The organism is Polynucleobacter nymphae, from assembly GCF_018882155.1.
In the GTDB taxonomy this organism is placed as follows: domain Bacteria; phylum Pseudomonadota; class Gammaproteobacteria; order Burkholderiales; family Burkholderiaceae; genus Polynucleobacter; species Polynucleobacter nymphae.
On record NZ_JACVPA010000001.1, the window covers coordinates 1,539,162 to 1,552,392 of the forward strand.

Below are 13,231 nucleotides of genomic sequence, written 5' to 3' on the forward strand. Positions count from 1 at the left end.
AAAGCCATGTCCTTAATTAATGGCTGGTATGCTTTGCCATATAGGACTCAATGATCTGATTTTGCTCTTCCAGTAATTGAATGAATGCACTCACTCTGTCTGGCAAAGAGCCCTCAGTTGCTAAGCTTTCGCAGCACTGAACAAAGCGCTGAGCGCTCAGAAGTTGGGCGCCACCCTTAACCTTATGAATCATGCTTGCCAAGGTAGCTTCATCAACACTCTTAGTTGCAAGTATGGCAAGGGTTTCAATATGAACTTTTTTAATCTCTTCTAATATGACCAGAATATGGCTTGGATTTTTTTTCAAGAGATTGGAAAAGCACTCAAATGAGTATTCTCCAGGCACATCTACTACATTTTTAGCATCAACTATTTCTTGAGAAGTGAAATAACGAGTTAGCTCATTCTCTAATGTCATTAAGTTTAAAGGCTTGATAAGCACCCCATTCATGCCAGCAGCAAGAAATTGGTGTCGAGAATCTAAGGCATAAATATCTGCAGTAATGCCAATGATGACAATCTCATGATGGCCCAAAGAGCGAACGTGTTTTGCTAATTCTGAGCCCTGCATACCTGGGATAGATTGATCGGTAAGCAGAAGGTCGAAATGTTTCTTGGATAAGAGTTCAAGTGCCGTGTTTGCGCTTTCGCAAACCTGCACCTCGAGACCTAGGGCTTGCAATTGCAAGGAAAGAATTTGTCGACTCGCGGGGTGATCTTCAACTACCAATGCCTGAAGTAGGCGATTTTCATTCTGAGCCTGTTTAGAGACTAACCTCCGAGGAAATGAGTCTTCATCTGTAAGATTATTTTTGGATGCAGCAATACTGGTTCTGGGGAGCGCCACACAAAAATGAATATTGCTACCAAAGCCGGGCGCGCTTTCAAAATAGAGCTGACTGTTCATGGAGGTGATTAAATGATTGGTAATGGTGAGTCCTAAACCAGTACCATTTTGCTGATCTGTTTTACCTGAAACTTGTTCAAAAGCTTGAAGAGCGAGCTTAATTTCCTTAGTACCCATGCCAATTCCGGTATCAATGACTCTAAATTCAACCAACTGTCCCGCATGATCATCTGCTAGCACGCTGATTGAGAAATAGATCTCACCGTGATCGGTAAATTTAATGGCATTACTTAGTAAGTTTTGCAGAATTTGACGTAGTCGTAAGGTATCAATCATTAAGACAGCAGCAATTCGGGGGTCTTTGGAGGTATGTAGGGTCAGGTTCCGCTGGTTTGCCATGGTTGAGAATGCAGAATGAATGTCATCAATCAGAGTATTGAGACAGCAAGGCTCTAAATTTAAGGCGAGCTTGCCAGCCTCAATCTTGGAAAGGTCTAGCACTTGATTCAGAATGCCTAGCAATGATTGAGCCGAGGAATGGGCGCTCTTCAATAATGATTTTTCGTTTTCCGGAAATTGCCGACTACTCAGCAATAACTCTTGTACCCCCAAGATGGCATTCATCGGGGTGCGAATCTCATGGCTCATAGTCGCCAGAAAGGCAGATTTAGCGGCATTCGCCTTTTCGGCTAAATCTTTCGATGCAATTAAGCTTGCCGCCTCTTCTTCCTGAAGAGATTGCTTTTTTTGTAGACGCCACATTAAGAGACTGCCAAGCATCAATATAGAGAAGGTCGATAACCACGGAAGAGTGCTCCAATGAGAGTCTTTATTTGATGTGGAGTTGAAATCGCCAAATGCAACTAGTTGACCTGATTCAATGGGATCCAATCCATTTAAAAAATAACTTAAGAGATTATGTAAGGGGGCGTCTTCATGAGAAATCATCCACCGATATGCAAAAGGCTCACGGCTGTATAAGCCATCTAGTCGAAGCTCTGGCTTATCGATTTTTTGGATTAGCTGATTAGCTAGTCGAATGGGCAATACTAAGGCCTCAATATCATTCTTGAGTAAATCGAAAATAAGTTTCTCGGCGTGGGAAGAAACACCGGCTTGAGATTGACGAGGTATTGGAGGACTTTCAAACCCGCGATCAAAATAGGCAATATTGGCAGGCGAAATGGATTCAATTTTTTTAGGCCCCGTTGTCAGAATGGCATCATGCCCCCAAAAGATTGCCTCTGATAAAGAGCCAAACCTGAGGTATTCATCATTCATGGTTGGGGGATCAATAATGAAATCGACTTCACCACTCGCTAGCTGATGAAGTCCTTCTTGCTCAGTTTTTCTCCACTTTGGTGAAAATTCTTGTCCCGTAAATTTCCCAAGTCGCTTGAGGAGACCGTAAAAGACCCCAGAATTCTTGTTATTCTTCTCAGCCTCTAAATAAGGCGCATATTTCTCATGAATGCTGAAGTTCACTATGGGATGTTGATCGATCCATCGCTGTTCTGCTGGGCTCAGAGAATTGGCATAAACCATTCCATTGGCCTTATTCAACAACGGGCAAATGAGCAGTGACACACAGACGATGAATCGATACATGCTTCTTTTAGCTTTCAATAATCTTATTCATGCGGCAAAACAAGATTAAGTCAGCAATATTATTGATGCCAAGCTTGTCAAAAACTCTAGTCTTATAAGTTGCTACAGTCTTATTGCTGATATGTAGTATGTCTGAAATTTGCTGATTGGTATTCCCTTTTCCAAGGTACTTCATGACTTGTAACTCGCGATCAGAAATCAGCGCTAATTTATCGTTGTCACTTAATGAGCTATTACCGTTTTTTCCATGAGTAAAAAAGTTATAACCCTGTGAGATGGCAACGCAGGCAGCTAAGATAACATCCGCCCCAGCAGTTTTATTGACAAAGCCGTGTCCGCCAAGCGATCGAACTCTGCCGCCATATACAGCTTCATCCATGCTGGATAGGACTAGAACCCTGACATCTGGATACATCAAGCCAATACGCCGAATGACATCAAAGCCATCAGTCTTAGGCATATCGAGATCCAGAATCACCATATTGGGATTTACCTCTTTCATGGACCGAAGACATTCTTCCCCATTCTGGGCTTGTCCTGCTATTTCAAATAACAGCTGATCTTGCAACATACTTTTAAGAGCCATCAGCATAGCCGGATGGTCATCTACCAACATCACGCGTTTTCTCATTACTTGTCTCCATTTTGGTTTGGTTGTGGATGAGGGTGCAGCGAAAAAATAGCCTTAGCGATACGGCTATCATTAATCTGGAGCATCTGATGGCGACTGAGTGGAGACATCATCAAGCCTCCATAGCAATGATCTATTTGGAGAGCAGCTACGTGCTCTAGGTCTTTTACAAGGCCGACATTACTTGCATAAATTTGTGTGGGTGAATAGGGCGACTGTCTTAGTTGGTTAATCACGCTAGTCGACAACGTCTTATCACGAAGCTGACTCATGTCGATGTGAATTCCTTCCATTTGCATTTCAGAAATCCAGTGCAACTGCTCTATGCTTCCTGAGAAACTCATGAAGTGGAGCAAGACACCTAGTCTTCGCATCCGCAACAAGCCCTCCTTGTAAGCATCGGCAATATCCGGTTCGGGAAGTGATGGAACTCCCAATGCAATAAGACCTACTGGCAGTCTTGAGTTCAGTATCAGATCACTCAGAGCATCGATATAAGCACTTGAGGCTATTGCATGTGTTGGTACCGTGAGAATGCCGGTAATAAAGCGACCGCTACGATGCCAGTAAGAAATCGTATCTAGGCCTTCCATGAATAAGCGCAGTAATTGCATATCAGAGGCTGTCAGTAATGGTCTAAATAAAGAGCTGGTCAGTTTTGTTCCCTTGCAGTTAAAAATGGGTTCATGGCTAATCGCTTGTCGCTTGGACCAGGATTGGTGTTCTTCTAGAGCCTGGCTACTAATGCCAAGCCAGGGTGCGCCACAGGTGTCGCGTACTTCTTGGAAGGGTTTGTTCTTCCATGCCTTTACAAGCGTGTACAGCCGGGATTTCGGGCTCATCAGCAATCTCCAATCGGTGACTGTCCAGTCTAGGCAGGACGGATTGGAGCGGTAAGGGCTTAAAGCTGATTTATCTGTAGGAAACGACTTACCAGCCTGTCCAAATTATAAATAGGGCCTAAATCCCTAGTAATTTATGGGCTTTACCCTTGAAATCTCGTGATTTGCACCTATATAATCAGCACTCCCTACACGCGAGTGCTAAAAATGGCTCATTTTTAAGTGAATCTACCTTAGTTTTCGTGTGAAGAGATTATAAAGCATTGATTTATATAGAAATTTAATTAGTTAACACTTACTAACATAGGAGAAGAGATGAATTTGCGTCCCTTACATGATCGCGTAATCATTAAGCGTTTAGATCAAGAATCAAAAACTGCATCCGGAATCATCATTCCTGACGCTGCAGCAGAGAAGCCTGATCAAGGTGAAGTTTTAGCAGTGGGCCCTGGTAAACGCGATGACAGCGGTAAATTAAATGCACCCGATCTCAAAATTGGCGATCGCGTGTTGTTCGGTAAATATGCAGGTCAAACAGTTAAGGTCGACGGCGATGAGCTTCTTGTCATGCGCGAAGAAGACATCATGGCTGTTGTGCAGAAGTAATTTCAGTATTTAAGAGAGGAATTCAATCATGGCAGCAAAAGACGTTGTATTTGGAGATAGCGCCCGTACCAAGATGGTAGAAGGCGTCAATATTCTCGCGAACGCAGTTAAAACTACTTTAGGACCAAAAGGTCGTAACGTGGTGATGGAGCGCTCATTCGGCGGTCCAACTATTACTAAAGATGGTGTATCTGTAGCAAAAGAAATCGAACTCAAAGACAGGCTTCAAAACATGGGTGCGCAGATGGTGAAGGAAGTTGCTTCTAAAACTGCTGACATCGCTGGTGACGGTACTACTACTGCTACTGTTTTGGCGCAATCGATCGTACGTGAAGGCATGAAATATGTTGTTTCAGGCCATAACCCAATGGATCTTAAGCGTGGAATTGATAAAGCAGTTACAGCTGCTCTTGAAGAACTCAAGAAAATCAGCAAGCCCTGCACAACTACCAAAGAAATCGCTCAAGTTGGTTCTATTTCAGCTAATAGTGATCACAGTATTGGTCAACGTATTGCTGAAGCAATGGAAAAAGTAGGTAAAGAAGGTGTTATTACTGTTGAAGATGGCAAGTCTTTAGAAGATGAGCTTGAAGTGGTTGAAGGTATGCAATTTGATCGTGGCTATCTCTCTCCATACTTTATTAACCAACCTGAAAAACAAGTGGCTGTATTGGAAAGCCCATACGTTCTCTTGTTTGATAAGAAAGTTAGCAACATTCGTGACTTACTCCCAGTACTTGAGCAAGTAGCGAAGTCTGGACGTCCATTGCTCATCATTGCAGAAGATGTTGAAGGCGAGGCCTTGGCAACTTTGGTTGTCAATAACATCCGCGGCATTATCAAGACTTGTGCTGTTAAGGCTCCAGGCTTTGGCGATCGTCGCAAAGCCATGTTGGAAGACATCGCAATTTTGACTGGCGGCACAGTGATCGCTGAAGAAATTGGTCTTACTTTAGAGAAAACGACTCTGGAACATTTAGGTCAAGCGAAGCGTATCGAAATAGGTAAAGAAAACACTATCATTATTGATGGTGCTGGCGATGCTAAAGCGATCGAAGCGCGCGTGAAGAACATTCGTGTTCAGATCGACGAAGCAACTAGCGACTACGATAAAGAAAAATTGCAAGAGCGCGTTGCCAAGTTGGCCGGCGGTGTTGCAGTGATTCGTGTTGGCGCTGCTACTGAAGTAGAAATGAAAGAGAAGAAAGCCCGCGTTGACGACGCATTGCATGCAACTCGTGCTGCCGTTGAAGAGGGTATTGTTCCTGGCGGTGGCGTAGCGCTGATTCGTGCAATGCAAGGTATCAAGGGCTTGAAAGGCGATAACCCAGATCAAGATGCTGGTATTAGTATCGTTTTGCGCGCTATGGAAGAGCCGTTACGTATCATCGTATCTAACGCTGGTGACGAAGCAAGCGTAGTTGTGAACGCAGTATTGGCTAGCAAGGGCAATAACGGTTACAACGCTGCTACTGGCGAATATGGTGATCTCGTAGCCCAAGGTGTGATTGACCCAACTAAGGTGACTAAAACCGCATTAGTAAATGCAGCTTCTGTTGCAGCCTTGTTGCTGACCACTGATTGCGCTATCTGCGAAGCACCAAAAGACGAATCTGCTGGCGGCGGTATGCCTGATATGGGTGGTATGGGCGGTATGGGCGGTATGGGCGGAATGATGTAATAGCTTTACCTCCTTAGCTTCCCGCTGAAGAAACGAGAGCGCCTGGTTCAAAAGACCGGGCGCTTTTTTGTTTGAGACGTACAATTTATTAAACACGAATTACCCTTAAATTGAGCATGTCAGAATTCGAAGATTTTAATGGCAAATATTGTATGAATAAAAATTTCTCCTCACAAATGCTAGAGATTATTAATCATATTAAAAATAACAAACTAAAAGAAAATTCTGATCTTATTCTGTTATCAGTAAAAGAAGATCCCAGAAATCTAAATAATCTTTTCGAGCTTGGGGTCGATTGCGCTGAAAGCGGTAAGGTGAATGATGCATTAATAATCTTTGATTTATTAAAGGCATGCAATATTAATGACGCAAGAATTCCCTACAATTTGGGTTTTTTGTATACATTAAAAAATGACTATCAAAGTGCATTAAGGAATTTTCATGATGCATATAAAATTTCCCCAAATGATTTAGATATACTGGTGAATTATGCTAGCACTCTCCATGAGCTCAAGCAATACGATGATGCCATCCTCATCTTCGATAAAGCGCTAACGCTAGATCCAAATTGTGCTCAAGCTTTAACAAATAAAGGGGTTACCTTATTTGAACTGAAGCATTTTGATGAAGCACTCTTTATTCATGATAAAGCGCTTAGTGTGGAGCCTCACAATTATGTGGCGTGGTCAAACAAAGGGAATGCGCTAAGTAAACTAAAGTATTTTGATGAAGCTATTATTTGCTTTGACAAAGCATTAATTTTAAAGCCTGATTACTATGATGCATGGATGCATAAAGGGTCAACCCTTTTTGAACTCCAGCGTCTGGATGAGGCTATTGCCAACTTCAATAATGCATTAAGAGCAAAACCAGATCACCACGAAGCAGCATGGAACAAAAGCTTAGCGCTGCTTTTGCTAGGGGATTATCAGCATGGATTACCACTATACGAGAGTAGGTGGAGATCAAAGAGCATTAGTGAGATTGCAGAAAAACGCTCTTTTGATAAGCCTACTTGGCTTGGAATGGAGTCCCTGAATGGCAAAACAATTTTGCTTTATGGGGAGCAGGGTTTAGGGGACTTTATCCAGTTTTGCCGCTACGCTAAATTGGTTGCTGATTTAGGTGCTAAGGTGATTTTGGAGGTGCCCCAATCCCTTGCAATAGTATTGACTGACTTGGCAGGAGTTTCAGAGTTAGTAATTAAGGGTCAGGAGCTACCCCCTTTTGATTTTTGCTGCCCACTTCTCAGTCTGCCCCTGGCATTTAATACCAATGTTGCTAGCATTCCCGCAGAAAATGCTTATATTGCGAGTGATTCAAATAAGGTATCTGAATGGGGTTCTAAATTAGGGCCAAAAACGAAAAAAAGAGTGGGTTTAGTTTGGAGCAGTATCTCTAGCTTTCAGCATGATTCAAAAAGAAGTTTGCTACTGTCAGATTTTGTAAAGGCGCTTCCTACCGAAGGGTATGAATATATCTGTTTACAAAAAGAAATCAAAGATTGCGATAAAGAATTTTTTAGAGAATATAAAAATATTCAATATTATGGCGACCAACTCAATGATTTTAGTGATACTGCCGCTTTAATTGAATGCGTTGATTTAGTTATCAGTAGTTGTACTAGCGTTCCTCACTTAAGTGCAGCGATGGGTAAAGAAACTTGGGTTATCGTACCTTATGTACCAGATTGGCGATGGCTGTTAGATAGGGAAGATAGTCCATGGTACCCATCAGTGAAGTTGTACAGACAGTCAGCTATAAATGATTGGAGTGGTGTGCTGGAGAGAGTGCGAAAAGATTTGGCTGGTACCCTCTTAGGATAGTTAGCTTAATTGAGCTGATTGATCGGCCCACTAGACTGGAGGCGATAATTTAAATGGTTTTTAAAACCTTAAATGTCTTTTAGCGAAGACCAATCAAACAAGGGCGATAGCCAAGCCGTCTCTGTGTGAGTGGCAAGTCCGGGTATAGGTGTCGCAATTCTTCTGCCACGCTGCTGAAGTGCCATAAAGGCTTGGTAGTCATGTGGATGATTTCCACCGCAGTACTCCAACCAAATTGGAAGATCTTCTAAAATTGTTTTAGCCTTAGCTGCAAAAGTAAGGGTTGTAGAGTTTGTATATTTCCAATGAGAGTTTGGGGTCAGGAAAATCCCTGTTTTTTCAACCCCTTCATCCGTAATTGCAGGATTGCCTCCATTAGCTGGCGGCATATATTTATCAGGATGATCATAAAGACTAATGTAATCAGCGCGGTTTAATCCTTCTAGCGTGACGATATTATTCATTTTCTGAGTATCAGTATCTAAGGCATTACTCTTAAATAAATAGTCATCTTCTTGAAAAACAACAATATCTTCCACCGATATTTGTTTTAAAAGTTGCAGTTGGAGTTTAAAACTTGCTCCATTAGAGCCAGTATTTACCTCAAGTAAGTGCGCATTCTTAGGTAAATTTCCTATTAAAAACTTTTTAAGTTGGGCGTTAACATTGTCAGCAATTACGAAGACAGTATCAGAAGGGGTTGGGAAATTTTTGCAAAAATTTAGAAAGCAAAATTCTTTTGTAGCGATATCCAGCCGTTTCTTTTGATAGGAATTATCGCTAATTCTATAGAAAAAATTCATATTAATAATGTATGGTTTTAATTATCCGAAACAAGAGGCTAACATTTTTATGCTGTGGGCTTGCCACTGCCATGGCGATTTCGTATTGAAACCATGTTTTTCTATCCTAGCTTTACAGCAATTTGACAAGCCCTAATTTATTTCCCTAGAAAGCCTTACTAGCCAAGACACCTACGTCTCACGAAACAGCCTTGACCATATCCTCAACAACCTTCTTCGCATCACCGAAGACCATCATAGTTTTATCCATGTAGAAGAGCTCGTTATCTAAGCCAGCGTAACCAGCAGCCATAGAGCGTTTATTGACGATAATGGTTTTGGCTTTGAAGGCCTCTAAGATTGGCATCCCAAAGATCGGGCTGCCTGGAGTGCGCGCAGCTGGGTTAACGACGTCGTTTGCACCAAGCACTAACACTACGTCAGCCTGACCAAAGTCACTATTGATATCTTCCATCTCAAACACTTGGTCATAGGGTACTTCAGCTTCAGCTAAGAGTACGTTCATATGTCCAGGCATGCGACCAGCTACGGGGTGAATTGCATACTTCACAGTAACGCCATGATGAGTCAATTTTTCAGTTAACTCTTTAAGAGCATGCTGTGCGCGGGCAACTGCTAATCCATATCCAGGAACAATAATGACGGTGTCAGCATTTTCCATGAGGAATGCCGCATCTTCTGGCGATCCAGTTTTATAGTTCTTAGGGGAGCCATCGTCAGCCCCGCCAGTAGCAGCCTCAGCACCGAAGCCGCCGAGCAATACGGCAACGATCGAGCGATTCATCGCCTTACACATGATGTAAGACAGAATCGCACCTGAAGAACCCACGCAAGCGCCAGCAATAATCAAAACTGGGTTGTTCAAAGTGAAACCAATGCCTGCTGCAGCCCAACCAGAATAGCTGTTAAGCATAGATACTACAACCGGCATATCAGCGCCGCCGATAGGAATAATTAAGGTCACACCCAACACCAAGGCAATCGCACACATCGCCAAGAAAGCAGCGTGGCTATCACCCATGTAATAAGCAATGCCTGCACCAACCATAGAAATAGCTAGGATCAAGTTAAGCAAGTGTTGGCCAGAGAAGGTGACTGGTTTACCGCTTACCTTGCCAGACAATTTGCCGAAAGCAATCACAGAAGCAGTAAAGGTAATCGCACCAATAAATGCGCCAATAAAGAGCTCAATTTTTTGGGCGCCAGTATGGGCTTGCGCGGGATTGAATACGGCAGCAATGGCAATCAAGACTGCTGACAAGCCTACGAATGAGTGCATCAATGCCACGAGCTCAGGCATCTTGGTCATTTGCACTTGTTTAGCTGCAATCATGCCGATAATTGCGCCGCCGACAACAGCACCAATGATGAGGCTAAAGACTGGCTTAAAGTCAGGAATAAAGAATGTCGTAATGACAGCCAGCAGCATACCAATCATGCCAAACATATTGCCTTGGCGAGAGGTAGTAGGCGAGGAGAGTCCACGCAATGCGAGGATGAACAGCACCGAGGAAATGAGATATGAAATTGCAGTTATGTTTGACATAAGTTTGGTCTCTATGTAGATCTTGTTCTAGTTTTATTTAGTTCCAGCCGCATCTGCTTTGGGTGTTTTCTTCTTAAACATCTCGAGCATGCGTCGGGTGACCATAAAGCCACCAAAAATATTGATTGAAGCTAGGAATACTGCAACTGCACCAATGATGCTAGTGAGGGTTATTTCATCGCCACCAATGACTTCAGTTTGCAGAAGCGCGCCAACAATAATAATTCCGGAGATGGCATTAGTAACGGCCATCAATGGAGTATGTAATGCAGGAGTAACGTTCCAAACCACGTGGTAACCAACAAAAATGGCCAATACAAACACAGTGATGTTTTGGACTGTGAGGATGCTTTGAAAAGCAGCGAGATCCATGATATTTCCTTAATCTAAATTTGTTCTATTAGTTTTTACGGACAGCTTGACCATCACGACACATTAAGCAGGCAGTAACGATATCGTCAGCAGCAGGAATAACCAACTTTGCGTCTTTATCAACAATGAGTTTCATGAAGTCGATCAAGTTACGTGCATAGAGTGCTGATGCATCTGCTGCAACCATGCTTGCAAGATTGGTATAGCCAACAATTTTTACGCCATTCACTTCAACAATTTTGTCAGCTTGAGTGAGTGGGCAGTTACCGGAACCATTTTCACCTTTACCTGCTGCAATATCAATCACGATAGAGCCGGGCTTCATATTGGCGACGGTATCACTGTGCAATAAGACTGGTGGCTTACGGCCTGGGATTAATGCGGTAGTAATCACAATGTCAGCTTGTTGAGCGCGCTCTGCAACTAAAGTGGCTTGACGTTTCATCCAAGCTTCTGGCATCGGGCGAGCATAGCCACCGACGCCTTTAGCGATTTCACGCTCCTCATCAGTTTCATAGGGAACATCAACAAATTTACCGCCCAAGGATTCGATTTGCTCTTTAGCGGCAGGGCGCACATCAGATGCTTCAATAACAGCACCTAAACGTTTAGCAGTTGCGATAGCCTGCAAGCCAGCAACTCCGGCACCTAAAATGAGTACGCGAGCCGCTTTAACGGTGCCAGCGGCTGTCATTAACATTGGCATAAAGCGTTGATATTCATTTGCAGCAATCATCACTGCTTTATATCCAGCAATATTTGCTTGTGAAGACAAGACATCCATACTCTGTGCGCGAGTAGTACGAGGCGCTGCTTCTAATGAGAATGCTGTTACACCTTGTGCAGCCATTGCAGCAATGTTGTCGTTATCAAACGGATCAAGCATGCCGATCAGCACACTGCCAGATTGAATTTGCTTAAGCTCAGCCGCTTCAGGAGCGCGTACCTTTAAAACAATTTCTGCACCAAATGCATCAGCAGCACTGCCAATGGTGGCACCTACAGCTTCATATGCGGAGTCTGGTTGACTGGCCTGAACGCCGGCACCCTTCTGCATAAGGACGCTATGACCTTGGCCGATCAGTTTTTTTACGGTTTCTGGCGTGGCGGCTACTCGAGTTTCCCCAGGCCTTGTTTCTAGCGGCACTCCTATGCGCATGGCATGTCTCCAAAAGCAAAATTTTTAAAAGTCTATTTTATAGATAAACAGGGTAGGTTTTACCTATTTACTGAGTCCCCAGGTCTGCCGGCTATGGTTTTGCCTAAAATCCTGTGAAGTCTGGTTGAGACTTCTACAATGGGGTTTATCTGTCTATGAAGTATTCTCGCATTTTTTTGATGAACTCCCTCAATTCTTCATCAATCCCGTCTGCAAGGCCCCGGAAAGTCGTTATTGGCATGTCTGGAGGGGTAGATTCGTCAGTAGCTGCCTGGATGCTCAAAGAGCAAGGTTATGAGGTTGTTGGCCTCTTTATGAAAAATTGGGAAGATGACGATAACGACGAATATTGCTCTTCCCGCCAGGATTGGCTCGATGTTGTTTCGGTAGCAGATTTGATCGGAATCGATGTTGAGGCGGTCAATTTCGCTGCTGAATACCGGGAGCGTGTATTTGCCGAGTTTTTACGCGAATATGCTGCAGGGCGAACTCCCAATCCTGATGTTCTCTGCAATGCCGAAATTAAATTTAAAGCCTTTTTAGATCATGCTATGAGTTTGGGTGCGGATGCAATTGCAACTGGACACTACGCCAGAGTTCGTCATGAAGGCGGCAAAGTTCAGTTATTAAAAGCGATTGATGCGAGTAAAGACCAAAGTTATTTTTTGCATCGCTTAACGCAGCAACAACTAGCGAATGTTTTATTCCCGTTGGGAGAAATTCCAAAAACGGAAGTGCGTAAGATTGCTGAAAAAATTGGCTTACATAATGCGCGTAAAAAAGATAGCACTGGAATTTGCTTTATTGGTGAGCGCCCGTTTAGAGAATTCTTGAACCGTTACTTGCCTCGCACACCAGGACTAATAAAAACGCCCGATGGTAAGACTGTTGGCGAGCATATGGGATTGGCTTTTTTCACCTTAGGTCAGCGCAAAGGGATTGGCTTGGGCGGTAGTCAGGATGGTAATGGCGATGCCTGGTACGTAGCGCGGAAGGATATGGCAAATAACATCTTATATGTAGCGCAGGGCCATGAACACCCTTGGTTATTAGCTAATAAGCTAGAGGCTATTGATGCGAGTTGGATTGCGGGCAGCACTCCAATTTCTGGAAACTATTCTGCTAAGACTCGCTATCGCCAAACTGATTCAACTTGTATGTTGAATACAGGTGAGGCGCCCTTGAATTTCAGTTTAAATTTTCCAGAGGCGCAGTGGGCAGTAACGCCAGGACAATCTGCTGTTTTATACGATGGCGATATCTGTTTGGGAGGCGGAATTATCTCTGCCTAATCCCAATATGCAATTGAA

11 protein-coding genes are annotated in these 13,231 nt (G+C 43.4%); 4 read left to right on the forward strand and 7 right to left on the reverse strand.

What is annotated here, in order from left to right; all coding sequences use genetic code 11:
• Positions 1 to 16: 16 nt before the first annotated feature.
• The 3 genes from ICN29_RS08015 to ICN29_RS08025 are packed head-to-tail and all read right to left on the reverse strand — an operon-like array spanning position 17 to position 3,928.
• A complete protein-coding gene (locus tag ICN29_RS08015) occupies positions 17 to 2,410 on the reverse strand; it encodes an ATP-binding protein (RefSeq protein WP_255538109.1) in 2,394 nt (797 codons plus the stop codon).
• Positions 2,411 to 2,462: 52 nt separating this feature from the next.
• Positions 2,463 to 3,086: a response regulator transcription factor gene (locus tag ICN29_RS08020; RefSeq protein ID WP_216131537.1), complete on the reverse strand. Its 624-nt coding sequence runs from the start codon at positions 3,084 to 3,086 to the stop codon at positions 2,463 to 2,465.
• On the reverse strand, positions 3,086 to 3,928 hold the full coding sequence (locus tag ICN29_RS08025) for a diguanylate phosphodiesterase (RefSeq protein ID WP_216131541.1): 843 nt from the start codon (positions 3,926 to 3,928) through the stop codon (positions 3,086 to 3,088). The genes ICN29_RS08020 and ICN29_RS08025 overlap by 1 nt, the downstream gene beginning before the upstream one ends.
• A 315-nt stretch (positions 3,929 to 4,243) precedes the next feature.
• Between ICN29_RS08025 and ICN29_RS08030 the strand changes: the two genes are divergently transcribed.
• The 3 genes from ICN29_RS08030 (at position 4,244) to ICN29_RS08040 (ending at position 8,041) form a co-directional block, all read left to right on the forward strand.
• Positions 4,244 to 4,534, forward strand: a complete 291-nt coding sequence (locus ICN29_RS08030; RefSeq protein WP_216131544.1) for a co-chaperone GroES — start codon at positions 4,244 to 4,246, stop codon at positions 4,532 to 4,534.
• 28 nt (positions 4,535 to 4,562) lie between these two features.
• Entirely contained in the window at positions 4,563 to 6,215 is a 1,653-nt protein-coding gene (gene groL / locus ICN29_RS08035) for a chaperonin GroEL (RefSeq protein ID WP_216131547.1), read from the forward strand.
• Between the two features lie 116 nt (positions 6,216 to 6,331).
• Positions 6,332 to 8,041: a tetratricopeptide repeat protein gene (locus ICN29_RS08040; protein WP_216131550.1), complete on the forward strand. Its 1,710-nt coding sequence runs from the start codon at positions 6,332 to 6,334 to the stop codon at positions 8,039 to 8,041.
• A 68-nt stretch (positions 8,042 to 8,109) separates the two neighbouring features.
• Here the strand turns inward: ICN29_RS08040 and ICN29_RS08045 are convergent, their stop codons facing one another.
• The 4 genes from ICN29_RS08045 to ICN29_RS08060 all read right to left on the reverse strand — a co-directional run bounded on the left by ICN29_RS08045 (position 8,110) and on the right by ICN29_RS08060 (position 11,921).
• A complete protein-coding gene (locus ICN29_RS08045) occupies positions 8,110 to 8,844 on the reverse strand; it encodes a hypothetical protein (RefSeq protein ID WP_216131553.1) in 735 nt (244 codons plus the stop codon).
• 178 nt (positions 8,845 to 9,022) lie between these two features.
• Positions 9,023 to 10,390: an NAD(P)(+) transhydrogenase (Re/Si-specific) subunit beta gene (locus tag ICN29_RS08050; protein ID WP_216131556.1), complete on the reverse strand. Its 1,368-nt coding sequence runs from the start codon at positions 10,388 to 10,390 to the stop codon at positions 9,023 to 9,025.
• Positions 10,391 to 10,423: 33 nt separating this feature from the next.
• Positions 10,424 to 10,762 carry a proton-translocating transhydrogenase family protein gene (locus ICN29_RS08055; protein ID WP_216131559.1) on the reverse strand — a complete coding sequence of 113 codons (339 nt, stop codon included), beginning with the start codon at positions 10,760 to 10,762 and terminating at the stop codon, positions 10,424 to 10,426.
• Between the two features lie 28 nt (positions 10,763 to 10,790).
• Entirely contained in the window at positions 10,791 to 11,921 is a 1,131-nt protein-coding gene (locus tag ICN29_RS08060; protein ID WP_216131561.1) for a Re/Si-specific NAD(P)(+) transhydrogenase subunit alpha, read from the reverse strand.
• Positions 11,922 to 12,100: 179 nt separating this feature from the next.
• Between ICN29_RS08060 and mnmA the strand changes: the two genes are divergently transcribed.
• On the forward strand, positions 12,101 to 13,213 hold the full coding sequence (gene mnmA, locus ICN29_RS08065; protein WP_216131564.1) for a tRNA 2-thiouridine(34) synthase MnmA: 1,113 nt from the start codon (positions 12,101 to 12,103) through the stop codon (positions 13,211 to 13,213).
• The last annotated feature ends 18 nt before the right edge of the window (positions 13,214 to 13,231 follow it).

What these genes read in the sequence shown, in the direction of transcription:
- ICN29_RS08060 (WP_216131561.1), bottom strand. Translation starts at nt 11,921, where the DNA reads ATGCGCATAGGAGTGCCGCTAGAAACAAGGCCTGGGGAAACTCGAGTA.
- mnmA (WP_216131564.1), top strand. Translation starts at nt 12,101, where the DNA reads ATGAACTCCCTCAATTCTTCATCAATCCCGTCTGCAAGGCCCCGGAAA.
- ICN29_RS08050 (WP_216131556.1), bottom strand. Translation starts at nt 10,390, where the DNA reads ATGTCAAACATAACTGCAATTTCATATCTCATTTCCTCGGTGCTGTTC.
- ICN29_RS08045 (WP_216131553.1), bottom strand. Translation starts at nt 8,844, where the DNA reads ATGAATTTTTTCTATAGAATTAGCGATAATTCCTATCAAAAGAAACGG.
- ICN29_RS08020 (WP_216131537.1), bottom strand. Translation starts at nt 3,086, where the DNA reads ATGAGAAAACGCGTGATGTTGGTAGATGACCATCCGGCTATGCTGATG.
- ICN29_RS08025 (WP_216131541.1), bottom strand. Translation starts at nt 3,928, where the DNA reads ATGAGCCCGAAATCCCGGCTGTACACGCTTGTAAAGGCATGGAAGAAC.
- ICN29_RS08030 (WP_216131544.1), top strand. Translation starts at nt 4,244, where the DNA reads ATGAATTTGCGTCCCTTACATGATCGCGTAATCATTAAGCGTTTAGAT.
- groL (WP_216131547.1), top strand. Translation starts at nt 4,563, where the DNA reads ATGGCAGCAAAAGACGTTGTATTTGGAGATAGCGCCCGTACCAAGATG.
- ICN29_RS08055 (WP_216131559.1), bottom strand. Translation starts at nt 10,762, where the DNA reads ATGGATCTCGCTGCTTTTCAAAGCATCCTCACAGTCCAAAACATCACT.
- ICN29_RS08040 (WP_216131550.1), top strand. Translation starts at nt 6,332, where the DNA reads ATGTCAGAATTCGAAGATTTTAATGGCAAATATTGTATGAATAAAAAT.